This is a genomic window from Ralstonia sp. 1B3 (assembly GCF_036631435.1).
Map to the genome: position 1 here is coordinate 17,503 of NZ_JAPNUG010000038.1, position 22,695 is coordinate 40,197.

A 22,695-nucleotide genomic window follows, 5' to 3' on the forward strand; every position below is an offset into this window, starting at 1 on the left:
CGCGAGATGGCGCTGAACGAACAACAACATAACCGAGCGAGAACACGCGTGAACAAACGCTATCGATTCCTGCAGTGGAGTGCATCAGCGGCGTGCCTGTGGCTGCTGACGACGGCGGCCGTGGTGGAGGCGGCCGAGCTGCGCTGGCGCAACCGGTCGTACACGCTGGTGGCCGAAGGCAAGAAAGTGGGCGATTTCATCCGCGAGCTGGCGGCATCCCAGGGCGTGACGGCGGTCGTCGACCCGAAGGTGGAAGGCACGATCAACGGCAAGTTCTCGGGCCCGCCGGCCAGCACGCTCAATACCGTGTGCGCCACCTACGGGCTCACCTGGTACTACGACGGCTCGCTCATCTACGTGGACCGCGCCGACGATTCACAGACGCAGGTGTTCCCGATCCCGAAGGGCAGCGGCCCGGAACTTGCGCAGATCCTGCGCGCCATGCAGATCACAGATCAGCGCTTCCCGCTCGTCGTGAGCGACAAGGAGAACACGGTCTACGCGTCTGGCCCGAAGCGCTATGTGGAACTCGTGCGCCAGGCCATTGCATCGATTGCCGATCCGTCACGCGGTGCGGACCGCGCCGAGATTCGCGCATTCCCGCTCAAGTACGCCTGGGCGGGCGATGTGGAGATCAACCGGTCCGGCAAGCCCGTGACGATTCCCGGCATTGCCACCATGATGCGTCGGCTGCTGGGCGCGCCCAATCCGGCAGCCAGCAGCCCCGGCATGTCGCCCACGCGCGCCATGCGGCTGACCGGGCCGACGCGGCAGATGAAGCTCAGCTCCGGTGACAGCATCAACGTGCCGCGCATCGAGATCCCGCTGGCAGGGTCGCAAGGGGATTCCGGCTACAGCGCGCAGGCGCCCGCCGCATCGGGCGGTGGTACGCCGCCTGACCTGCCGCGTATCGAAGCCGACGCCGGCATCAACGCCGTGCTCATCCGCGACGTGCCCGAGCACATGGCGCAGTACGAGCGCCTGATCGCCTCGCTCGATACCAAGCCGCGGCTGGTGGAGATCAACCTCACGATCATCGACATCAGCACGGATTCGCTCGACAGCCTGGGCGTGGATTGGCGCCTGCACACCAAGCACGGCGATTTCCAATCCGGCAACGGCAACAACCCGCCGCTCACCTTCAACGTGGGCACTACCGAAGACGGCCAGACCGGCGCCACCACGCCGGTTGGCATGGCGCTCACCGCGTCGATTGGCGGCAGCCTGCGCAACTACCTGCTGGCGCGCATCAACGCACTCACGCAGAGCGGCAACGCGCAACTGCAGGCCAAGCCGAAGGTGCTGGCGCTGGACAACACCGAGGCCATCCTCGAAAACCTCATCCACTTCTACGTGCCGGTGTCGGGCTTCCAGGATGCGTCGCTGTACGGCATCACGACGGGCACGAGCGTGAAGGTCACGCCGCTCATCGTCAACGAAGCCGGGCAGATGAGCGTGATGATGTCGATCGACATCGACGACGGCAACCTGACCAACGACCGCGTCTCGCAACTGCCGGTGGTGCAGGAGCGCTCGATCGTGACCAAGGCGATGATCGAAGAGGGCAAGAGCCTGCTGATTGCCGGCTTCAACTCCGACAGCCTGAACAACACCAAGTCGGGCATTCCATTCCTGTCGGACGTGCCCTTCATCGGCAACCTGTTCAAGTACACCAACAAGACCGGCCAGCACATGGAGCGCTTCTATCTGCTGACCCCGCGCGTCCTGACCACCGCCAGCACCAACCCGAACGACGTGCCCGCCGTGTCGATCCCGGGCGTTGGCATGCCGGTGCCGGGTGCGACCGATTGGAAACCGGGCCCGTTGCCCGACACGCCGGCACCCAATCAGCCGCCGGCCAGTGTCGGTGCCTTGCCCACGCCGCCTGTTTCGCGACTGCATGAACCCGCCAGCCACACAACCCTCGCCGCACTCGGATAAATCGCCCTGGAAGCTGTGCTTCCTGAGCGGTCCTCTGTACGGCAGATCGATGCCGCTGCGGATGGGCGCCAACGTGGTCGGCTCGGCGCCCACCTGCGAAATCATCGTGCCCGACAGCAGCGTCGCCGCGCGGGAGCTGATGTTCGAGGTAGGCGGCATCGCGGTGTCCGCACGGCGGCTGGACGACGCCGAGCCCACGCTCAACGGCCAGCCGTTCGGCCAGACGCGCCGCAGCGTGGTGCCGGGCGATGTGATCGCCATGGGCGACATCCGCGTCGGCATCGAGAAGGTCGGGACGATCCGCATGCCAGCCGCCGCGGTGGAAGGCGCGGGTGCCGCGGTGCTGGCAGAGCGCGTGCCGTCGTGGCTGCCGCTGGCCGCGGCGGTGTGGCTGTCGCGAGTGTCGACCAAGGCGGGCCGCGGGCGGACGTGGCTGGTGGCCGGCATCGGCCTGTGGCTTGCGGTCCTGCTGGCCGGTGGCGTGGTGGCGTTTGCCGGGCACGACGGCTGGTCGCTCTGGGGCCGCGACCCTGCGGCGCGCGCGGCGCAGGTGCGTCATGCATTGGGCGACCCGCCGGAGATCGTGGTGACGCCCGCGTCGGACGGCACCTCGCGTGTTTCCGGCTACGTGCCGACCGAGGCCGACCACCAGGCGCTGCTGAGCCGCGCGCGCGGGTTGTCCGATGTGTCGATCGGCGAGGTGTACGTGGTGAGCGACCTGCTGGCCGCCGCGCAGCAGTATTTCAGTGCGGGCGGCACCAGCGGCACCGCCGCGCTGAACGTGGCCTACGAAGGACACGGTCGCATCGTGGTGAGCGGCACGGCCGATCGCGCCCAGGCCTGGCAGCGCATCCGCAACTACGCGCGCGACGCCAAGCCCGCCGTCGAAGTGGTCGACCGCGTGGCGTGGGATGGCCCGCCGCCGCCGAACATCGCGGCCGAAACGCCGCGCGCCGACGGCCTGCCCGCCATCGTCAGCACGTACGAAGACGAAGACGGCACGCGGTTTGTGCAGACGCGCGACGGCCAGTTGTATTTCGAGGGCGCCCGGCTCAAGGGCGGCCTCCAGGTGAAGAGCATCGCTTCAGATGGTGTGGTGCTCGACCGCGGCGGGCAATCGGTCACATGGCCGGTGCAGCCGCAAACACCGTAGCGCAGCGGGTTCCCTTTCCCGCGCGCGGGGTGTGTCGTACGGAGGGGCCGGCAGATGCGATGTCGGCTTCCACCGCAAGCAGTTGACAGTGAAGTTGGTAGTCCCTTTTCACCCTTTTGACTGACATCCAGGAGAGCACCATGGGTACACCCACCACCGGCGTCGACGGCGCCATCGGCAGCATCAACCAGTCCGGCGAAGACCAGCTGAAGATCGCCACGGCCGTGCAGGCCGCCGCAGCTAAGGGCGCCGCCGCCAGCGGCATCATCGGCGCGGCCCAATCGCTGAGCAACACGGCAGCCTCCGCTGCCGGTGCCGTCCGCGACGGCGCACGCGCGAGCTGACGCGCAACCCAGCGGCGGCGGGCGCGGCCTGCCGCCGCTTCATCGAATTCAGGAGGGCACGATGTCGATCGAAGCAAACGCGATTGCGGCCGTTGCCGCGACTCAGGCCGCACAGGTGCAAGCCGGCGGTGCTGCCGGCGCCAGCCAGGCCGCACAGGTGAACCCCGCCGCGTATGCGGCCCAAGGGCCGGGGCAGGTCGAACAGGGCATCGGCGCTCCAGCAACGCAGGCTGCAATGCCCACCGACGCGCAGCAGTTCGGCAGCATGATGCGCCCCGTTGCGACCACCGCGGCGCAGCCGGCGACGTTACCGCCGCAGCCGATTCCGATGGCCGGCAACGCAACGCCGTCGCCGGTGCCGGATGTGTCGTTCTCATTCACACGGGGGCCCGGCGCCGATGGTGCGATGGGCCAGTGGCGCGACTACGGCCACGACCTCAACGAGCGCTACACCAGCATCAACAGCAAGCGCCAGGAGATGCTCGATTCGCTCGACAGCATGGACGTGACCATGACGATGGTGAAGCTCGCCGACTTCAGCTACTTCGCCTCGATGACGCTGGCCGAGTACCAGATGGACATGAGCTTTGCGCAGGCCGCCAACGGCGTAAGCCACTCGCTGCTGAAGAACCAGGAAGGCTGACATGAACCGATTGCTGGGTGTGCTGATGGCGCTTGCCTGCCTCTTCGGCCTGGCCGGGTGCGAGCAGGAGCTGTACACCGGCCTGTCGGAGGTCGAGGTCAACGAGATGGTGGCCGCGCTGTCCTCAGCCGGCATCAGCGGCCAGAAGCTCGTGCAGGACGGCCAGGGGCAGGAGGGCCGCACCTGGACGCTCACCGTCGACCAGGCCGACATGGGCCCCTCGCTGGCGGTGCTGCGCGCGCAGGGCCTGCCGCGCCCGCGCCTCGCGTCGCTTGGCCAGGTGTTTCAGAAGCAGGGCCTGGTGGCCACGCCGGCCGAAGAACGCGTGCGCTACATCTACGGCGTATCGCAGGAGCTGTCGCGCACGCTGCTGGATGTGGACGGCGTGATGCTCGCGCACGTGCACGTCGTCATTCCCGAGAACGACCCGCTGGCCGACAAGGCCAAGCCCGCGTCTGCAGCCGTGTACATCCGCTACCGGCCCGGCGTAAACCTCACCGCCATGGCGCCGATGGTGAAAGACCTCGTCGCGCACAGCATCGAGGGGCTGAGCTACGACAACGTATCGCTGTTCCTGCAGGGCGCGCAGCCGGTGCCCGTGGATGTGCGCAAAGGCGCGGCGTTGCTCGGCACATTCAGCACGCGCAACCCGCTGGTGTGGTTGCTCGGCTTGCTGATCGTCGCGGCGTTGGTGGTGACCGGTCTCGTCGCATGGCGGCGTGGCGTGTTCGACAACCTCGCCGGACGCAGGCCGGAGCGCGCGTCATGACTCTCGATGCGCGCCTGGCAGCGCTGGTCGCCACGTTCAACCTGCGGCCGGATCGCTACATCGACGCATCGTGGCTGCCGGCGGACTGGCCGCTCCCGCTGCGCGACCCCGCCCGTTACGGCGAGGCCGGGCGCGCCGTGCTGGCGCGGGCGCTGCTGCAGGCCCATCAGCTGCAGGGCGAATGGGACTACGACTTTGCTCCCGTGGAAAAGCGCATCGCTCTGCTGCCTGCCGACGCACTGGGGCGCATGGCGGTGTGCTGCGGCCTGTGCCTGCATCGCCAGTGGCTGCGCGAGGGCGAGGTGTCGCGCAAGACGCGGCAGGCCATCGACCTGGCGTTCGGCGCACCGCTGGTGGCATTCGCGCTGGAGCGCATGCCGGCCTTCGAGGCCGTCGCCGAGACCCTGCAGGCGCAGCGCCAGTATCCGCGCCTGGCGGTGGAAACGCTGCGTGCCCGTGGTCGCCGGCTGCTGACTGATTTTCTGGTGCCCTTCGGCCCGGCCGTCATCCGCCGGCTGGCGTTGAAGTTTCCCCGCAACGCCGCCGATGCCGATCGGCCACCGTATTTGCTGGGCCGCACGCAGCGCGCAGAACTGGGCGAGCTGCTGCGGCTGAGTTTGATTCCTGAACAGGTGCCGGCATGGGACTGGCTTTTCTGATTACCACCGACAAGCTGCACATCCTGAGCGAGCGTAAGGTGCTCAAACAGCACGAGTACGCCGCGCTGCTCGATGCCACGAGCATCCTCGGCACTGCCCAGGAGGAGCGGGAGCGCCTGCTCAAGGATGCCGAGGCCCATCGTGAGCAACAGCTCAAGGCCGGCTACGACGCCGGCTATGAAAAGGGCGAACGCGAAGCCGCCACGCGCCTGTACGCCGATGCGCTGGCGAACGCGCGCGCCCTGGCCGCCATGAAGCAGTTGATGGCGGAACTCGTCACGCGCACGGTGCGCGAGCTGGCGGCCGACCTGCCGCGCGACGCCATCTATGCCAAGGCCTTTTCCCGCATCGAAACGCTGGTCGAGCACGAGCCTGTGCTGACGGTACGCATCGCCCCGCAGCAGGTGGCCGATCTTGAGCGTGTGCTCGGCACCATGACCGACGGTACCCGCCGCGTGCGCGTGGTGCCCGATGCCAGCCTGTCGGAAGAGGCATTGGTGGTGGAAACCGCATCGGGCGTGCTCGAGGCCGGCATCGACACGCAACTGGCTGCGCTGCACGCCGCGCTGGTGGGGGACGAAGCATGACCGAACCGGCCGTGAGCCACATCATCGACGCGGGCGATCTGGAACGCAGCCTGCGCGGCGTGCTGGATCGCGCCGACGGCGTGGGCACCGGCGTGCAGATGCGCGGGCGCATTCACCGTGCGGTGGGGCTCATGCTGAACGCATCCGGCATCCAGGCGCGGCTGGGCGAGGTGTGCGAATTGCGTACGCCCGGTGAGCGCAGCGTCTATGCGGAAGTGGTCGGCTTCGAGCGGCAGTCCACCTTGCTGACGCCACTGGGCAGCGTGCACGGCTTGTCTGCCGCCACGGAGGTGATCCCGTCCGGCAGCGCACATCGCTTTGGCGTGGGCGATGCGCTGCTTGGCCGCGTGCTCGACGGGCTGGGCGCGCCCATGGATGACGCCGGGCCGCTCTTCACCAACGAACGTGTTTCCACGCACGCAGAGCCGCCGAGCCCGCTGTCACGCCGCCGCATCGACGCACCGCTTTCCACCGGCGTGCGCGCCATCGACGCCATGTTGACGGTGGGCATTGGCCAGCGGCTGGGCATCTTCGCGCCATCCGGCGTGGGCAAGAGCACGCTGCTCGGCATGATTGCGCGCGGCGCGCAGAGCGACGTCAACGTGATCGCGCTGATCGGGGAACGCGGGCGCGAGGTGCGCGAATTCCTGGAGCTGTGCCTGCCCGAGGCGACGCGGCGCAAGACGGTTTTGGTGGTTTCGACTTCTGACCGCCCGGCCATGGAGCGGGTGAAGTGCGCGCTGGTGGCTACCGCCGTGGCCGAGTACTTTCGCGACCGGGGCAAGAACGTGCTGCTGCTGGTCGATTCGCTCACGCGCTTTGCGCGCGCGCAGCGCGAGGTGGGCCTGGCGAGCGGCGAGCCGCCCACGCGGCGCAGTTTTCCGCCGTCGACGTTCTCGGTGTTGCCGCAATTGCTGGAGCGCGCGGGCGCCGGTGCGCATGGCGTCATCACGGCCTTCTACACCGTGCTCGTGGAAGGCGACGAAGAGAGCGACCCGATTGCCGAAGAAGTGCGCTCTATCGTCGACGGGCACATCGTGCTCTCACGCAAGCAGGCGCTGGCGGGGCGCTATCCGGCCATCGACCTGCTGGCCAGTATCAGCCGCGTGATGCCGCAGGTGACGACGCCCGCGCACCGCGCCGCCGCGCAACGCGTGCGCGAACTGCTGGCCAAATACCAGGAGATCGAATTGCTCGTGCAGATTGGCGAATACCGCGAGGGCAGCGACGCCCTGGGCGATACCGCATTGCGCGCGCATGCCGCGCTGTCACGCTTCTTTGAGCAGGACGCCGATGCGCATGTGAAGCTGGAGCGCACGGTGGCCGATCTCGAAGCCGTGGTGGGGGCGCTATGAGCGACGTACTCCGTCAACTCGCCCGCGTGCGCGAGGCGCGCAAGCTCGGTGCCGTGGCGCGGGCTCAGAAGCAGGCTGCCTTGGTGGCGCAGGCTGCCGCGCAGAACGCGGCGGCACAGCAGGGGCTGCAGCAGACGGTATCGGCCCGTTCCGCGCACGACGCCGCCATCGAGCAAGCCGTGCGTGAAGATGCGCGCAGTGCCGTCGCGCTGCTATGCGGGGCCAATGCTGCGCGGCTGGCGCTGGATCGCGCCATTGCCGAAGCGCATGTCGAATCGCAGCAGACCGGCACGGCGCTGGCAGCCGAGCAGATGGCGCAGGCACGCGCGCAGCGGCATGTCGCGCGTGCCAACGCCAAATGCGAAGCGGTCGACCGCGCCGAACAGCGCATGGTGGCCGCGCGGCGCCGCGCGACGGAATGGCAGGAAGAAGACGCCGCGCTCGAAGCCCAGCTCGCGCGCCAGTTTGCCGGCCAGAAAACCACCGCCTGAGCCGATGCAAGGGTTCGATCCGCACTCCATGGAAGGCCTGTTCCGGCAGGCGCTGCTGGTGATGCCGCGTCTGCTGCCCATCATGTTCATCGTGCCCGTGTTCAGCGGGCGCGTGGTGACGGGCATGGTGCGCAGCGGGTTCATCGCCATCCTGGCGGTGTTCGTGGCGCCATCCATGGAGGGCGCGGCGATGAACGTGCAGGGCGGCGGCCTGTGGATGGCGCTGGCGCTCAAGGAGGCGCTGATCGGCGTGCTGCTGGGCATGGCCTTTGGTGCGCTGCTCTGGGCCATCGAGAACATCGGCCACCTCATCGATTTTCAGACCGGCTCCGGCAACGCCTCCTTCTTCGACCCCGTAGCGGGGCACGAGAGCGGGCCGACCGCGAGCTTTCTCGGCTTCATGGCCGTCACGTTGTTCGTCACGGGCGGCGGCCTGCACGTGATGCTCGGCGCGTTCTTCGAGTCGTACAAGCTCTGGCCGATCGAACGCATGCTGCCCAGCGCGTCGGTTGCGCTGGAGCAGTTTGCCGTGCACGAGGCTGATAGCGTGCTCGGCTGGACGCTCAAGCTGGCCGCACCGGTGATCATCGTGCTGGTGGTGGCGGAGCTGGGCATCGGGCTGATCAACCGCTCGGTGCCGCAGTTGAACGTGTTCCTGTTTGCCCAGCCCGTGAAGAGCCTGCTGGCCGTGCTGATGATGGTGCTGTTCCTCGGCTTTGTCTTCGAGTCGATGCGCACCTTCCTGGCCGGCAACGGCGAGATGGTCTGGCTGTTGCGTGCGCTGCTGCACAGTCCCGGCGCATGAGCGAGAAACAGCACAAGCCAACACAGCGCCGGCTGGAAGATGCGCGGCGCGAAGGCGAGGTCGTCCGCAGCACGGACGTGACGAGCGCGCTCGTCTTTATCGGAATACTCGTGCTGTTGTGGCAAGGCGGTCCGTGGTTGCTCGAACGCCTGCGTGGCCTGCTCATACAGAACGTGACCGCCGTGGCGCAGGCGCGCGACCCGACTGCGGCGGTCCGGCAGGCATTGGCATCGGCAGGCGCGGAGTGGCTCCTGTTGAGCGCAGCCGTACTGGTGCTGGTGACCCTGCTGGCGGCGCTGGGGGCGTTTGCCCAGGTGGGCGGCATGTTCGCGCCCAAACGCCTGACGCCGAAAATGTCGCGGCTCAATCCAGGCGAGGGCATCCAGCGCATGTTTTCCGTGCGCAACCTGATCGGCCTGGCCATCATGCTGTTCAAGGTGGCTTGCCTGGCGCTGACGCTGTTTGTGGTGATTCGCGGGTCGTTGGCGCTGCCGCTGCAGGCCGGCTATGGGCGGCCGGCGGCGATTCTGGCGGTCGTCGCGCATCTCGTTCTTCTGCTGTTTGGCTGGGCGGCGGTGGTGTATGTGCTGATGGCCGCGCTGGACTACTGGCACGTGCGCTTCGAGTTCTTCAAGAAGAACCGCATGTCGACCGAAGAGCTGCGCCGCGAGCACCGCGAACTGCAGGGCGATCCGCACATCGTGGGGCGCCGCCGCCAGCTTGCATTGGAAGTGCAATACAGCGCGCTGGAAGATCGCATGCGCATTGCCACCGCCATCGTGTTCAGCGCGCGGCATGCCGTGGCGTTGTATTACCCCGGCGACGGCACGCTGCCGATGGTGATCGCCAAGGGCAGTGGCGAGGCTGTCCAGCGCATCCGGCAGATGGCCGAATACCACCTCGTGCCGACCGCCGCCAATGCAGGCCTGGCGGAGCGCCTGCACGACACCGTGCCGATGGATACCACCATCGACCGCACGCTGTTCCGCGATGTGGCCGCGCTGCTGCGCTGGGCCGAAGGCGCAGACGCGGTGGGCAACCCGTACGTGTCGTCTACCTCCTGAACGCGCAAAAAGAACGCGGGAAAAAACGCGGCGAGCGCCTGACTGCTGCGCCCGCCGCTGCAGGCTCGCTTTCTCCGTTATCCGTTATCCGATCCGCACGAGGTCACCCGGGACGACCAGATCCGGGTCCTGCCCCGTTGTGGCTGGCGTATATGGATCGCCATCCAGCGCGGACCAGTCGAACTGGCTGTTCATCGGCGGCAGTTTGTCCAGCGCGGCTGCGGTGCGCGCGTCGGATGCTGGGCCTGTGGTGCCGAGCAGCTTGGCGGCATCGGCCGCGCTCAATTGCCAGAGCGTGCCGCCTGGGCCAACGATCGCGTACTGCGGTGAGGTGCCTGTGCCGATCGATGGCAACGCGTGCGGGGCGTTGGCGCGCAGCAGATCACCGCTGACGCCCTGCATGTCGGGCAGCGGGAACGCGGCAATGGGCTGGTTGTCCTGATCCTGCCCGTTGCCGTTGGCCTGCACGTTCGCCACGGCCGGTTTGGCCGCCTGGTTGGGCACGAACAGCTCGATGCCGAAGCGGGTGACTGCCGCCACGCCCAGGATCACGCCGCCCGGCAGCATGGCGTGGCTCGGCAACCGCTGGCCGACCTTGGGCATCAGGTCGCCGGCAATACGCAGCGCGCCCGCACCGAATGCGAGGTCCAATGCCGCCTTGGTGGCGCCCATGGCCGGGCTGTTCGTATGCATGAGCGCGTCGTTCATTGCCAGCGGCACCGAGCCGACCGTGTACAGCGACATCGTGAATGCCTGCGCACGGTTCAACCACGGGCTTGTGTTGGTCGCCTTGTCGTTGAACGTGGCGCCCAGGCGGCCGGCAAAGTTGCGGCTCGACAGCGCCAGGTTGGCACTCAGGAACAGCGCGTTGCTCCAGAACGACGGTGTGTTCAGGTGCGCGCCGTGCGTGGCAAACCAGTAAGCCGTGTTGCCGTTGTTGAGCGCGAGCGTGAGCAGTTGCAGCGTGTCGTTCGCGCGGCCCACGGGGCTCTTGGGCGACAGCAGCTTGCCCGGCGCCCCCTTGAGTGCCAGTAGTGCTTGCACGTCGGGGTCATCCTTGGCCTTGGGATCGTCGACCTTGGACAGCGCGGCCGTCAGCGCATCGGGGTTGTCCTGGAACCGCGTGACCGCGTCGGCGATGGTTTGCCGGTCGCTCTTCGTCACGCCCCAGCGGCGCCCGTGGTCGGACATGTTGGTCTTGAGCCAAGCCAGTGCAGCGTCCGAATCTTCTGTGCCCAGCTTGCCGACTTGGTCAGAGACGGCGCGTGTCTTGTTGGCTCGCAACGCCGCGATGCCGCCGCGATACATGAAGGACAGCGGGCTGGTGATGGACGGATCGAATACCGCATGCGTAGCGGCGCTTCCGGTGAGCGTTGCTGAGCTCGCCGCCGTGGAGAATGCCCCCGTGAGCGATCCCGCAAAGATCCAGCGGATCCACGGCTTGCGCTTGGGTTCGCCGGCACTGGCGGCGCTGTCCGGCTCGGTGGGCGGGGTGCCGTTGCCGTCGTCGCCGGCTTCGCTGCTCTTTGCAGTGATCGGCTCCGTGGTCGACGCGGGCTCTTTGGGTTGCGCGCCATCTGGGCCCGTCGGCCCCTTCGGCCCCGTTGCATTTGCGGCTGTGGGTGGCGGCGCATTGGGCTTCTTGCCTGCCGCCAGGTTGATCATCTGCACGACGGTCTGGTAGGTGTTGCTGTCGTGTCCGCCCACCGTGCCGGTGGCCTGGCCCGTCGCGCCATCGACCGCACCGGCGCTGGCGGTGGCGTTCAGCGCGTCCATGTGCTGCTGATGGGTGGTCAGCAGATCCGTGCGGCCGGCGGCTTCCAGCACCGAAGCCGCGAGACCGTGCGCGCCCCAGTTGGAGTTGGACGCACTCACGTAGTGGTCGGCCGGCACCACGGAACGCGGGTCCACGACCGTGCCATCGGGCAGCGTCACCTGCGCGGCCGTGCGGCGCGTGTTGCCCATGCCGGCTTCATGCCCGCGCGAGCCGACACCGATGGTGGTCACGCCGTCGGTCTTCCAGCCGGCAATGGCGACCTCGTCCAGCGGCACGGTCTGGTCGGTGACGTCGTTGCCGTTCTGGTCGATATAGCGGCCATCGGCATTGCGGCCGTGCACGTTGATGGAGACGATCGTGTCCGGCGACGCCTCATTGATGAGGTCTTGCGCGGTGGTGCGCGCCGGCTCGCCGGGCTCCGCGTTGAACGGGACGATGCTGTAGTCGTTGACGGCGGCACCGCGCGCCTGCAAAGCGGCATCGAGCGCCGGCACGGCTTCATGCGGGACCACGTAAACGACATTCTTGCCCGCCGCCTGCATGTCATGCCCGAACACAGCGGCGCCTGCCATGCCGTCGGTATCGACTGCGCCGTGGGCGTTGCGGGCGCCGGCCAGTACCAGAATGCGATTGCTGTCCTGCAGCGCGGCGGCCGCCCGGTCGATGCCCAAGGGGTTTTCAATGCGGACCGAGTCGCCGGTGAACAGCGCCTGCACGGCATTGGTGATGGGGCTGGGCTCAAGCCGCGCGTTCGAAGGAATCACGCTATCCAGCGTCCTGCCGGGGCCAAACCTGCGCACGCGTTGCACTGGCACATCGGGCCGCTCCATCAGGTTCTGCGCCGACTCGCTCACCGGCCCCGTCTTGCCGGAGGTGACGACATACGGATCGGACGAATACGCCGCGCTGGGCACCTTCCATTCCTGTTGGCCGATGGCATCGAGCACCGCCTTGGCTTGGTACTGCATCGGGTCGACCACGGGAATATCCAAGCCGCGCTTCTGCAGCGACGTCACGAGGAAATCCTTCATGGCTGGATAGTGCGTGCAGCACAGCCACAGCGATGTGGTGCCCTCGTCCAGTTCCGATACGTACAGGTCGGATGCCTCCTGCAGTTCTTTCTTGACCGCCGGATTGTCGCTCTTGTGCTTGAGCTCGTTGACGAAATCCGCAAACTTATGGGCGGCGACGGCCTGCGGCGGGGGGCTGCCGCTCAGCGCGGCCACCTTGTCTTGATAGGCGTGGCTCTTGACGGTGCCGGCGGTGGCGATGACTGCCGGGCGCTCTCCGCCGTGCTCGACGATGGCGCGCGAGGTGACGTCGACCAGATCGATGACGGGCACGTCCACGTTTTCCAGCGCCTTCGGGAAGGCCGTGCAGGCCGTGTTGCAGGCCATGGCAACCATGGCGGCCTTCAGGCGTTGCGCTGTTTGCAGGCCGTTGCCCACCAGGCGGATGAGCGCGTCCGGGCTCTTGGGGCCATAGGGCGCGTTGGCGTGGTCGACCACGATGGCCACGGGCAGGTCTTCGCCGGTTTGCGCCTTGATGGTCGCCAGCATGTTCTTGGCGGCGATCAGCCCGCCGTTGCTGGAATCGAATGCGGCAAACGTAAACGGCTCGGTGGGCGTGGCCTCGTCGAAGGTCTTGTCCTTGGGCATGTGGTTCATCGCTTCGCGCAGCAGCACGAGCATGCCCTGATGCACCTGTGAGGAGAAACCGTCGACGCTGGCTTCGCTCTTGCGGCTGACACCGTCCACCGCCCCCGCATCGACTGAAGCCTTGATGGCTGCGTGCAGTTCTTCCGGCGTGGTCATGAGGTCCATGCGGCCCATGCGGTGCAGCATGTTGGCCAGGATGGCCTGCGCGCCAAAGTTGGAGTTCCATGCGGTCACGGGATGGTCCACCGGCACGGTCGATGCAAAATCGATCGTGGTGTTGTCGGCCAGCGTGACGGGCGGGATATTGCTGCGCAGGCTGCCCATGCCGGCCTCGTTGCCACCATCGCCCACGCCTACCGTGATGATCCCCTTGCGCTTGTTGGCCTCAAGCACGATCTGATCCTTCGGGGCATTCACTTCCGCCACGGAGATGCCGCGCATGTTGAGGTAATCGCCGTCGGCATTGCGGGCCGGCAGTTCAATGGCGACGACGGCATCGGGCTGCACGCGGTCAAGCAGTTCGTTCGCGGCATCGCGAGCGGGCTGCCCGCGCTTGGCATCGAACGGCTCCAGCTTGACGAGGTGCCCGCCATCGAAGCTCGCCAGCACCGACTGCACGACCGGCATGTTCGCCGAATCGGTGGCGATGGTCATGTCGCGGCCGGCCAGCGCGAGCTTGGCTGCCATTTCGGCAGTGCCGACGGGGCCGTCCGTTTCGGGCAGCGCGCGGCCGGAGACCGGATCCCGCCCAACGGTGAAGCCCGTCACCAGCAGAATGCGCTGGCTGTCTTTCAGCGCGGCGGCTGCGTCTTCCGTACCGCCCTTGACGAAGAACTTGCGGATGCCGCGATCCACGAACAGCGCCTGGATGCGGTCCACCGGCGACATGATGCGGTCGGCCGTGCGCCCGAATACCGACGACTTCCCGCGATAGAGCTGCATGCGCTGGCGCCAGCTCATGCGTACCGGGTCTTTGATGTTGGCGGTGTCGTGTGCGAACTCGGCCTTGCTCAGGATGAGCCGCCGCTGCTCGTCGCTCATCTCGGCCAGCTTGGCGGCCAGCCGGCGCACGCCGATGCCGCGCGGGTGACGGCCGATGGTGGTGCCGTCGGTGCGGTAGTTCTCGGCGTCGAGCAGCAGGTCGGCATGCTGCGACAGCGCGTTCTGCGTGGCGGCGTCGAGTGCCTTTTGCGTGTCGGTAAAACTCGTCAGCGTGACTTCCGGGTTGGCCAGGTCATCCAGGGCGCCCGGCAGCGGCCGCGAGGGGCGGGCAGGGCCCGTGTTGGTCGGGTTGCCTTCGTCGCCCGGTGTGCCGGTCTTGCCGGGTTCGGTGGCCGGATCCCCTGCAGCCTTGGGCTTGCCCGTGGCCGGGTCGATCGGGTCGGTGCCGGGCTTGCCGTCGTTTCCATCGTTTCCGTCTTTACCGGGTGTGGTGCCGCCTCGCTCCGGGGTCTTGCCGCCGGCTTGCAGGATGACCGGCTCGGTGGTCGGGTCGGTCGTGGGGCGCCCGGCACTGGCCGGATCATTGGCCGCTACCGTGGTGGGATCGGGCGCCATCTCGGTGGGCTTGTAGCGGTCGGCGTTGTTCTTCAGTGCGTTGAGCAGACCGACGCGTTCAGTGCCTTGCGACAGCCCGACACGTTCGAGCATGCGCGTTGCGCCCACCTGACCGAGGCCGAGCCCCAGGAACATGATGGATTCGGCCTTCTGCGAGCCCGACATCCGGTCGCCATACATCAGCAGGTCCTTGACCTGCGCGCCGGTCATGATCATGCCTCCGCCCCCGGCCACGAGGTCCGACGCCGAGCGCGTGATCTTGAACAGCCTCGATGCATTGGCCACGTCCGATACCGCGACCAGGCCCTTGCCGGCAAGGCTGTATTCGCCTGCAGCCGATGTGACGATGGCCAACCAGTCGTTCGTCGCTTCCGGGTTGAGGGCGACCACGAGCGGCCGTGGTCGGCCAGCGTGTGGAGATGGTCGATCGATTCGCCCACGATCCAGCCTGTGCCGACCGCAACCAGGGCGCCGCCAATGGGTGCGGCTCCGCCAAACGTGCCGACCGACAGGATCACGCCGCCTACCGCCGTCGCCACGCCGGCCACGATGTCGACCACGTGCCGGATCTTCTGTCCCGTGGTGGTGATGTGCGCGCTGAAGTGGTCGACGTCGGGAACGCCGTTGCTGCCGAGCGCCACCGTGCCGGCAAGGTTCTTCGGCACGTAGATCGTGCCGCCGTCGGACAGCGCGTTGTTGTGGCGGTAATCATCGAGGCTGCTGTAGTCCCAGCCGCGATCGTCGATGTAGTGCGGCTTGCCTCCCTTCTTGTCGGCCACTTCAAACAACGTTGTCGGCATCACGCCCGCGCTCTTGTCCACGTAGACGATCGGAATCGCCTTCACGGTCGGGTTGTCGCCGCCCGCCTCGTGGATCGTTTTGTCGACCTCGTTGATGACCTTGGTGCTGTTGCCGCTGGTAAACCAGGCAGTGCCGGTCGTGCCGCTGCTCTGCGCGCCCGCGTTGTCGGCCTGGATCATCAACGCGCCGCCGATGTAGTTCTTGAGCTGCGTGTCGGCATCGGGGCCGCTGAAGGTTTGCGCCGTGTCGTTGTAGAGCGGCGTGTCCTTGCCGAACGTGGCCTTGGACATCTGCCCGAAGATGGTCTTGAGCCCGCCGTTCTGGTCGGACTGGAACGTCTTGTAGTCGGCCTCCGCCTGCTTCTGCTGGACCTTCTCGTTGCCGCGGTCGAAGGCCCGCTGCAGCATGTCGGCGTTGGGCAAGTCCTTGCCGTGCTGCTGGATCAGCGCGTTGGTGACCGTGGCGCCGTTGCCATCGCCCACGGCGTTCTGCACCGGCACCCACGACGGCATGCTGCCCCCGGAGCCGGAGGTCTGCATGCTGTACAGGAACGACTTGGCGTTGGAGTTGGTGGTCAGCCAGTCGGCCACCTGCTGGGCGTGGTCGGTGCTGGGCTGGTCGCTGGCAAAGCGCGGCGCATCGGCCACTGCGGCGGTCAGGCTGAGGCCGCCGTAGAAGTCGGAGCCGTGGGGCACGAGTCCCGATGTGTCGGGGCCGGCGTTGCTCTGGAACCAGTGCCCGTTGTCGTTGAAGCGGTCCTCAACGGTGGTGAGCAGGTTGCCCGCCACCTCGGGCGGCGCCACCTTGGCGAGGTCCTTCATCCATTTGCCGACGGCGTCGTACTTGACGGTGCTGTCGGCCATCTTGCGGTTGGCGTCCGGGTCGTCGGGGTTGTACTTGTAGACCTGCGTGAGGTCGGTGATCTGCTTGTTGAAGTAGTCGCTGTGCGCGTTGAAGAAGGGCGCGCCGGCCACCTCGTACAGATGCGCGCGTGCGTCGGGGTCGGCACTGGTGACCGACACGTCGTTCATGTTCGTCGACAGGATTTTCAGCGCACCTTCGGCATCGCCGGCCTTCATCTTGGCGGCGACCTGGTCCTTGGTGTACGTCACGCGCACGTCGTAGCTGGCGGCGCCGATCTGCTCGTAGATCTTCTCGGCGGTCGGGTCGTTGGCGTAAGGCCGCGCGAGCTGCACGCACGCGAACTGCACGGGGTCGTTGGTGGCGAGCGCCTTGTCCTGCGCCGACAGCGTCGGGTCGTTCGGGTTGATGTGGTTGATCTGGTACTGAATGGCATCGGCCGTGGCGATGTTCCTGGCAAATGCGAGGCTGCCGTCGTCCCAGTCCGGGTGCGCCTTGGCCAGCGCATCGACGGCGTCGTTGGCGGCCTTCAGGTTGTCGCCGGAGCCGAAGTTTTCGTACGTGGAAAGCTCGCCGCCGAGGGCCGCCTTGAAATCCTGGATGGCCTTGTTCAGGTTGGCCTGCGCCGTGTTGATCGAGTCCTGCTTGTCTTCAGCGATCGTGCGGTTGGTGACCTTGATGTCTTGCGCGTCCTGCAGCTTGTCCTGCGCGTCGAGCACGCCGTCGCGCGCTTCCGACGCGGTGCGCTGGCTCGGGTCTTGCTTCTCCACCGCGTCTTTTGCGTCGTCGACGATCTTGTCGAGCCATTTCGCATCGGGGTCGCGTTTCTTGATGGCGGCGGCCGCGTCTTCGATGGCCTTCTTTTCGCTGCCGGCCGGTGCCTCGTCGGCCTGCCGGCGCAACTCGTTCTGCACCGAATTGATGACGTCGGACAGCGGCTTGTCGAGCTTGGCCTGCGCGGCCGTGGAGTCGTCGCCGTTGTTGATGTAGTTGTTGACTGCCGTGTTGGCCGTCTGGATGGCTGCGTCCGTCTGGGTTTTGGCGTTGGCGGCGGCTTGTTTCTGCTCGGGGGTGGGCGGAGGCGGCGCAGGGGGGGCGGACGGTAGTAGACGATGCGGCCGTTGATCTCATCGATGGCGGGCATGGCGGTCTCCAGCGGCGCCCCATGCGGGGTGGGCCTGATTGAAAACAATCGGGTGATAAAGGCATTCTGGATGCCGGTTGCCAGCGCAGCTATTGGCAAATTACGTAGCGCGGTGCGGGTGTGGGTGCGCCCGCGTTGTAGAAACTACGAGGTTCCGTGGCAGTTTTGGCGCGGCATTGGTAAAACCGCCGAACAGGCGTGCATGCGCGTGCGCAGCAACGGCGCCAGATACAACAACACGAGGGGCAGGGCATGAACCTACGTTTTCTGGAAACCTTTGTCTGGGTGGCGCGGCTGCGCAGTTTTCGCCTGACCGCAGACAAGCTGTTCACCACGCAGGCGTCCATTTCCGCGCGGATTGCCGCACTGGAAGAAGAACTGGGCGTGCGCCTGTTCGACCGCGATACGCGCGGCGTGCAGCTCACGCCCGACGGCCACAAGGTGCTGGAATATGCCGACCGCATGGTGAGCACGCTGCACCAATTGCAGGCTGCAGTGGCACAGCGCCCGGGCTTTGAAGGGCGCGTGCGCGTGGGGGCGATGGACAGCGTCATCCATACGTGGCTCTCGCCGCTCGTTGCACGCACGGCCGAGATGTTTCCTGCGCTGGAAATCGAACTCGTGGCCGACAGCGCCATGCACCTCGTCGAGCACTTGCAGAAGGGCGCGCTCGACATTGCCTTCCAGACCGATCTGCTGCGCGCCGAGAGCGTGCGCAACGTGCAGCTCGCGCAGTACCCGATCCACTGGGTGGTGGCCACCAACTCCCGCCTGGCGCACCCGTATGCCAGCCTGGGTGAGCTGGCGCGCGAACGGCTCATCACCTTCGTGCGCAATTCGCGGCCGCATCAGGACATGCTCAACCTGCTGCACCTGAGCGGGGTGGAGTCACCGCGCGTGAACTGCGTCAACTCGGTGGCCGCCATGACGCGCCTGGTGGGCGATGGCTTTGGCGTGGGTGCGTTGCCCACCGTGCTGGTGCGCGACCGCATCGAGAGCGGCGCGTTGACGGTGCTCGAAGTGGAGCCGGCGCTACCCGCCTTGCCGATCATCGCGTCGTGGCGGGCGGGGGCGGGGCTTGAGGTGCATGAGGCCATCGTTGGCCTGGCGCGCACGATGGCGCGGGAATTCTGCCTGTCGGTCGGGCCGCGCTACGCCATTGCCGAAGAAGTCGAGCGCAACACGGAAGCGGCCTGAGCCGCCTGAATTACGCAAGCGTGCCGTGGCGGCCGCGTCAGAAGATCGAGCGTCCGGTCAGCGTCGTCAGCCATTCCAGCGCCTGCAACCCGGCGAGCGAGTTGCCGCTGACGTCCAGCCCAGGCGACCACACGCACACGCCAAATTCGCCCGGCAGCACGGCCACGATGCCACCGCCCACACCGCTCTTGGCGGGCAGGCCAACGCGATAGACGAAGTCGCCCGCGGCGTCGTACGTGCCGCAGGTCAGCATCAGCGCGGAGAGGCGCTTGGCGGGGCTGGCGTCGACGATGCGCTCGCCGCTCCACGGCACCACGCCGCCGTTGGCAAGAAACAGCACGGCGCGGGCGAGGTCGGTGCAGTCCATCTCGATCGCGCACTGGCGGCAGTACGCATCGATGACGGTTTCCACCGGCATGTGCAGGTTGCCGAAGCTTTTCATGAAGTGCGCCATCGCACGGTTGCGGTCGGCATGGGCCAGTTCGGATTCGGCCACCCGCCGCACATAGTCGATGCGCGGGTTGTCGACCAGGCGGCGCATGAACTGCACCAGCGCGGTCTCGGCCTGCACGAAGCGCCGGCACAGCACGTCGGTCACGACCAGCGCACCGGCATTGATGAACGGGTTGCGCGGGATGCCGTTCTCGTATTCGAGCTGCACCAGCGAGTTGAATGCATTGCCGGAGGGTTCGCGGCCGACGCGTTGCCAGAGCGTTTCGCCTTCGAGCTGGAAGGCCAGCGTGCAGGCAAACAGTTTGGACACGCTCTGGATCGAGAACGGCACATCCGCCTTGCCCACCGTGTGGACGTCGCCGCGGAGTGTGACGAGGGCCATGCCGAAATCCGTCGCACTGGCGCCGGCCAGCTCGGGGATGTAATCGGCAACCCGCCCCCGGCCGAGGTACGGCTGGATGTCGCGGTGGATGGTGTCCAGGATCGCTTGGTAGTCCATGTCAGGCCAGGAGGGCAAACGGTGGGGCGAGGGATTCTACACGCGGGTGCCGCAGCCGCCTCGGCAATCACCTTTTCCTATCGCCTGTCATCCGAAACTTTCGTTGGACCGGGTTCCATCACGCTTTCACAATCTGCCGCACGAACAACCTTGTGGATGAGCTTGCATGACGACGGCAGTGGAGACAGCCCAGGCAAAGAGAATGCCGGAACAACCGGCGCCCGCACCCGCACTGGCCCGCACGGGTGCCAGCGTGGCCTACGCAAATCCGTATTCCGCGCGGCTGGCGGCGCGCTCCGGCGTGCTGCGCGGCCATACCAGCGGCCTGTGCGATGGCTATGTGCAGGCCAACATCGTGATGCTGCGCGATACGTGGGCCAACGAGTTCCTGCGCTTCTGCCAGCTGAACCCCAAACCGTGCCCGCTGCTGGACGTGACCGAGCCCGGCGTGCCGGTGTTCCGCCATCTGGGCCAGGACGTTGACGTGCGCCGCGACGTACCGCGATATCGCGTCTACCGCAACGGCGAACTGGCTGATGAGCCGGCCGACGTTGAAGCGCTGTGGACGGACGACATGGTCGCCTTTGCCATCGGCTGCTCGTTCTCGTTCGAGCACGCGCTGATGGAAGCCGGCGTGCCGCTGCGCCATATCGCCATGTCGCGCAACGTGGCGATGTATCGCACCTCGATCGAGACGGTCGGTACATCCCGCCTGGCAGGCAAGCTGGTGGTGTCGATGCGGCCGATGTCGGTGGCCAATGCCATCCGCGCCATTGAAATCACTTCGCGCATGCCACGTGCGCACGGGGCGCCGGTGCACTTTGGCGATCCGGCCGCCATCGGCATTGCAGATATCTCCCAGCCCGATTGGGGCGACGCGGTGCCCGTGCAGCCGGGCGAAGTGCCGGTGTTCTGGGCTTGCGGCGTGACACCCCAGGCCGTGGTGCAGCAGGCGCGGCCCGAGCTGTGCATCACGCATGCGCCGGGGCACATGCTGATCACCGACCTGCGCACCGCAGCGCTGGCCTGAACACGCGGTCGCAGGGCCAGAAGAAAGACGGACGGGTAACGGGGTTCCAACTGGCGCACGCAGAGGCGCTGGTTTATAGCAATAAGCGATCAACGCATCGAGACAGCATCAGTAACAAGGAGGAAACACCATGACAACCGAAGCCACGGTTGCGCGAGCGCCCGCCGAGCCGGACGCCTCAGCCGCAGCCAATTCCGGCGGCCTGTTCCGCTGGTACGGAGAGATCTCCGCGCAGGAGCGGCGCACGTTCTGGAGTTGCAAGGTCGGCTACGCGCTCGACGCGATGGACACGCAGATCCTCAGCTTCGTCATCCCCACGTTGATCGGCGTGTGGGGGCTGTCCAAGGCCGATGCGGGATTGATCGGCACGTGCACGTTGCTGGCATCGGCGGCGGGCGGCTGGGTGGCGGGCATCCTGTCGGACCGCATCGGCCGCGTGCGCGCGCTGCAGATCACGATCCTCTGGTTTGCGGTGTTTACCTTCCTCTGCGGCCTCGCGCAGAACTACGAGCAACTGCTGATTGCGCGCACGCTCATGGGCTTCGGCTTTGGCGGCGAGTGGACGGCCGGCGCCGTGCTGATCGGTGAAGCCATTCGCGCGCAGGACCGCGGCAAGGCCGTTGGCATGGTGCAGGCCGGATGGGCGCTCGGGTGGGGCGCGTCGGCATTGCTGTATGCGTGGTTCTTCAGCGTGATGCCGCCTGAGACTGCATGGCGCGCGTTGTTTCTCGTGGGGATCGTGCCGGCGGTGTTCGTGTTCTTCCTGCGCCGGCTGGTGAAAGAGCCGGAAGTGTTTCAGGAAGCGAAGTCACAAGCCGCCGAGCGCACGAGCTTCTTCGCGATTTTCTCGCCACGGCTGTTGAGCACCACGCTGCGTGCCGCCGTGCTGACCACCGGCGCACAGGGCGGCTACTACGCCATCACCACGTGGCTGCCGACGTTCCTGAAGACCGAGCGCCATCTGACCGTGCTCGGCACCGGCGGTTATCTGGCCGTGGTGATCATCGGTTCGTACATCGGCTACCTGACCAGCGCGGTGCTGACCGACCGCCTGGGGCGCAAGCGCAACTTCATCCTGTTTGCCGTGGGCTCGATGGTGGTGGCGCTGGCTTACACGCACCTGGAAGTGACCGACAGCATGATGCTGCTGCTCGGCCTGCCGCTGGGCTTCTTTGCGTCGGGCATCTTTGCCGGCATGGGCGCCTTCCTGACCGAGCTGTTCCCGACGGCAGTGCGCGGCTCGGGCCAGGGCTTCTGCTACAACGTCGGCCGGGCGGTGGGTGCGTGCTTCCCGTTCCTGATCGGGCAGGTGAGTGCGCATTCGTCACTGGGGCATGCCATCGGCATCTTCGCGGCGGGCGCCTATGGGTTGCTGATCGTGGCGGCGCTCACGCTGCCGGAAACACGCGGCCGGGAACTCGAATCGATTTAACTCCTGTGCTTTCCCCCAAAAGTGCACAGCGCGCGGCGTTTGGAAGACGCCGCGCTTTTTTGCCAAATATAAATCGGCATACCCCACCAATGGGTGGGAATGATCTAACATTTTTGTGTTTTCATTTGCGTTGCAATTGCGCATGCTTCGGTTGCGTAAAAAACCGAAGAGGAAGCGCCGATTTATTGCCCGATGATTCGCATTCGGGCAAGCACTCAGCCGCAATGCAAGACCCAGCGCGGCTTCGCGGCCAGCGGACAGTGTCAGCAACGCGCGCGATCCTTCATCCTGTTTTCTCTGCGTCTGCCCGTTATTTTGGGAATACCCTAAAGAAGGGGTAATCCTATTCAGCCTTTCTGTTTAAAAAAACGAGGGGTGGCGGCAATGGCGCATTCATTGAGAAAATTGCGGCCTGCACGACGCCCGGTTTCCCCGCCCCCGCGGTTGCACAAGAACAAGAAGGAGGCACGGACGA

Annotated in this window: 18 protein-coding genes; 15 read left to right on the plus strand and 3 right to left on the minus strand. The window is 66.7% G+C overall.

Features of this window, described 5'->3' with window-relative positions:
* Positions 1-6: 6 nt before the first annotated feature.
* The 11 genes from sctC to OWR21_RS11145 all read left to right on the plus strand — a co-directional run bounded on the left by sctC (position 7) and on the right by OWR21_RS11145 (position 9,811).
* Positions 7-1,941, plus strand: a complete 1,935-nt coding sequence (gene sctC / locus OWR21_RS11095; protein ID WP_428984287.1) for a type III secretion system outer membrane ring subunit SctC — start codon at positions 7-9, stop codon at positions 1,939-1,941.
* Positions 1,901-3,094 carry an FHA domain-containing protein gene (locus tag OWR21_RS11100; protein ID WP_332395253.1) on the plus strand — a complete coding sequence of 398 codons (1,194 nt, stop codon included), beginning with the start codon at positions 1,901-1,903 and terminating at the stop codon, positions 3,092-3,094. The genes sctC and OWR21_RS11100 overlap by 41 nt, the downstream gene beginning before the upstream one ends.
* Positions 3,095-3,234: 140 nt before the next feature.
* Positions 3,235-3,438 (plus strand): hypothetical protein, encoded by a 204-nt coding sequence (locus OWR21_RS11105; RefSeq protein WP_147218483.1) that lies wholly within the window; start codon positions 3,235-3,237, stop codon positions 3,436-3,438.
* Between the two features lie 61 nt (positions 3,439-3,499).
* Positions 3,500-4,081 (plus strand): hypothetical protein, encoded by a 582-nt coding sequence (locus tag OWR21_RS11110; RefSeq protein ID WP_316876466.1) that lies wholly within the window; start codon positions 3,500-3,502, stop codon positions 4,079-4,081.
* A gap of 1 nt (position 4,082) precedes the next feature.
* Entirely contained in the window at positions 4,083-4,850 is a 768-nt protein-coding gene (gene sctJ / locus OWR21_RS11115) for a type III secretion system inner membrane ring lipoprotein SctJ (protein ID WP_316876465.1), read from the plus strand.
* Positions 4,847-5,509 (plus strand): SctK family type III secretion system sorting platform protein, encoded by a 663-nt coding sequence (locus OWR21_RS11120; protein ID WP_332395255.1) that lies wholly within the window; start codon positions 4,847-4,849, stop codon positions 5,507-5,509. The genes sctJ and OWR21_RS11120 overlap by 4 nt, the downstream gene beginning before the upstream one ends.
* A complete protein-coding gene (gene sctL / locus OWR21_RS11125) occupies positions 5,491-6,096 on the plus strand; it encodes a type III secretion system stator protein SctL (protein WP_332395256.1) in 606 nt (201 codons plus the stop codon). Before OWR21_RS11120 ends, sctL begins: the two co-directional genes overlap by 19 nt.
* Complete coding sequence (locus OWR21_RS11130) at positions 6,093-7,451, plus strand: FliI/YscN family ATPase (protein ID WP_316876461.1); 1,359 nt, start codon at positions 6,093-6,095, stop codon at positions 7,449-7,451. The genes sctL and OWR21_RS11130 overlap by 4 nt, the downstream gene beginning before the upstream one ends.
* On the plus strand, positions 7,448-7,942 hold the full coding sequence (locus OWR21_RS11135; RefSeq protein WP_332395258.1) for a hypothetical protein: 495 nt from the start codon (positions 7,448-7,450) through the stop codon (positions 7,940-7,942). Before OWR21_RS11130 ends, OWR21_RS11135 begins: the two co-directional genes overlap by 4 nt.
* Positions 7,943-7,946: 4 nt before the next feature.
* Positions 7,947-8,747, plus strand: a complete 801-nt coding sequence (gene sctT, locus OWR21_RS11140) for a type III secretion system export apparatus subunit SctT (RefSeq protein WP_332395260.1) — start codon at positions 7,947-7,949, stop codon at positions 8,745-8,747.
* The gene (locus tag OWR21_RS11145; RefSeq protein ID WP_332395261.1) at positions 8,744-9,811 is read left to right on the plus strand and encodes an EscU/YscU/HrcU family type III secretion system export apparatus switch protein; all 1,068 of its coding nucleotides are present in this window, start codon (positions 8,744-8,746) and stop codon (positions 9,809-9,811) included. Before sctT ends, OWR21_RS11145 begins: the two co-directional genes overlap by 4 nt.
* An 84-nt stretch (positions 9,812-9,895) precedes the next feature.
* On the opposite strand, the gene OWR21_RS11150 is transcribed toward OWR21_RS11145, so the two are convergent.
* Positions 9,896-15,019, minus strand: a complete 5,124-nt coding sequence (locus OWR21_RS11150) for a glutamate cyclase domain-containing protein (protein WP_332395302.1) — start codon at positions 15,017-15,019, stop codon at positions 9,896-9,898.
* Complete coding sequence (locus OWR21_RS11155) at positions 15,016-17,379, minus strand: DUF4781 domain-containing protein (RefSeq protein WP_332395263.1); 2,364 nt, start codon at positions 17,377-17,379, stop codon at positions 15,016-15,018. The genes OWR21_RS11150 and OWR21_RS11155 overlap by 4 nt, the downstream gene beginning before the upstream one ends.
* Positions 17,380-17,577: 198 nt before the next feature.
* Here OWR21_RS11155 and OWR21_RS11160 point away from each other — a divergent pair, with 198 nt between their 5' ends.
* Complete coding sequence (locus tag OWR21_RS11160) at positions 17,578-17,865, plus strand: hypothetical protein (RefSeq protein WP_332395264.1); 288 nt, start codon at positions 17,578-17,580, stop codon at positions 17,863-17,865.
* Positions 17,862-18,806 carry a LysR family transcriptional regulator gene (locus OWR21_RS11165; protein ID WP_147218461.1) on the plus strand — a complete coding sequence of 315 codons (945 nt, stop codon included), beginning with the start codon at positions 17,862-17,864 and terminating at the stop codon, positions 18,804-18,806. Before OWR21_RS11160 ends, OWR21_RS11165 begins: the two co-directional genes overlap by 4 nt.
* A 37-nt stretch (positions 18,807-18,843) precedes the next feature.
* On the opposite strand, the gene OWR21_RS11170 is transcribed toward OWR21_RS11165, so the two are convergent.
* Positions 18,844-19,758 carry a glutaminase gene (locus tag OWR21_RS11170; protein ID WP_332395265.1) on the minus strand — a complete coding sequence of 305 codons (915 nt, stop codon included), beginning with the start codon at positions 19,756-19,758 and terminating at the stop codon, positions 18,844-18,846.
* A gap of 202 nt (positions 19,759-19,960) precedes the next feature.
* On the opposite strand from OWR21_RS11170, the gene OWR21_RS11175 reads away from it, so the two are divergent.
* Positions 19,961-20,788 carry a putative hydro-lyase gene (locus tag OWR21_RS11175; protein ID WP_316891250.1) on the plus strand — a complete coding sequence of 276 codons (828 nt, stop codon included), beginning with the start codon at positions 19,961-19,963 and terminating at the stop codon, positions 20,786-20,788.
* 130 nt (positions 20,789-20,918) lie between these two features.
* Positions 20,919-22,220: an MFS transporter gene (locus OWR21_RS11180; protein WP_147218456.1), complete on the plus strand. Its 1,302-nt coding sequence runs from the start codon at positions 20,919-20,921 to the stop codon at positions 22,218-22,220.
* Positions 22,221-22,695 lie beyond the last annotated feature (475 nt).

Coding starts and splice junctions, on each gene's coding strand:
- OWR21_RS11145 (WP_332395261.1), top strand. CDS start 8,744: ATGAGCGAGAAACAGCACAAGCCAACACAGCGCCGGCTGGAAGATGCG.
- OWR21_RS11105 (WP_147218483.1), top strand. CDS start 3,235: ATGGGTACACCCACCACCGGCGTCGACGGCGCCATCGGCAGCATCAAC.
- sctL (WP_332395256.1), top strand. CDS start 5,491: ATGGGACTGGCTTTTCTGATTACCACCGACAAGCTGCACATCCTGAGC.
- sctT (WP_332395260.1), top strand. CDS start 7,947: ATGCAAGGGTTCGATCCGCACTCCATGGAAGGCCTGTTCCGGCAGGCG.
- OWR21_RS11100 (WP_332395253.1), top strand. CDS start 1,901: ATGAACCCGCCAGCCACACAACCCTCGCCGCACTCGGATAAATCGCCC.
- OWR21_RS11165 (WP_147218461.1), top strand. CDS start 17,862: ATGAACCTACGTTTTCTGGAAACCTTTGTCTGGGTGGCGCGGCTGCGC.
- OWR21_RS11150 (WP_332395302.1), bottom strand. CDS start 15,019: ATGATCATGACCGGCGCGCAGGTCAAGGACCTGCTGATGTATGGCGAC.
- OWR21_RS11135 (WP_332395258.1), top strand. CDS start 7,448: ATGAGCGACGTACTCCGTCAACTCGCCCGCGTGCGCGAGGCGCGCAAG.
- OWR21_RS11160 (WP_332395264.1), top strand. CDS start 17,578: ATGCGGCCGTTGATCTCATCGATGGCGGGCATGGCGGTCTCCAGCGGC.
- OWR21_RS11180 (WP_147218456.1), top strand. CDS start 20,919: ATGACAACCGAAGCCACGGTTGCGCGAGCGCCCGCCGAGCCGGACGCC.
- sctJ (WP_316876465.1), top strand. CDS start 4,083: ATGAACCGATTGCTGGGTGTGCTGATGGCGCTTGCCTGCCTCTTCGGC.
- OWR21_RS11130 (WP_316876461.1), top strand. CDS start 6,093: ATGACCGAACCGGCCGTGAGCCACATCATCGACGCGGGCGATCTGGAA.
- OWR21_RS11110 (WP_316876466.1), top strand. CDS start 3,500: ATGTCGATCGAAGCAAACGCGATTGCGGCCGTTGCCGCGACTCAGGCC.
- OWR21_RS11175 (WP_316891250.1), top strand. CDS start 19,961: ATGCCGGAACAACCGGCGCCCGCACCCGCACTGGCCCGCACGGGTGCC.
- OWR21_RS11120 (WP_332395255.1), top strand. CDS start 4,847: ATGACTCTCGATGCGCGCCTGGCAGCGCTGGTCGCCACGTTCAACCTG.
- OWR21_RS11170 (WP_332395265.1), bottom strand. CDS start 19,758: ATGGACTACCAAGCGATCCTGGACACCATCCACCGCGACATCCAGCCG.
- sctC (WP_428984287.1), top strand. CDS start 7: ATGGCGCTGAACGAACAACAACATAACCGAGCGAGAACACGCGTGAAC.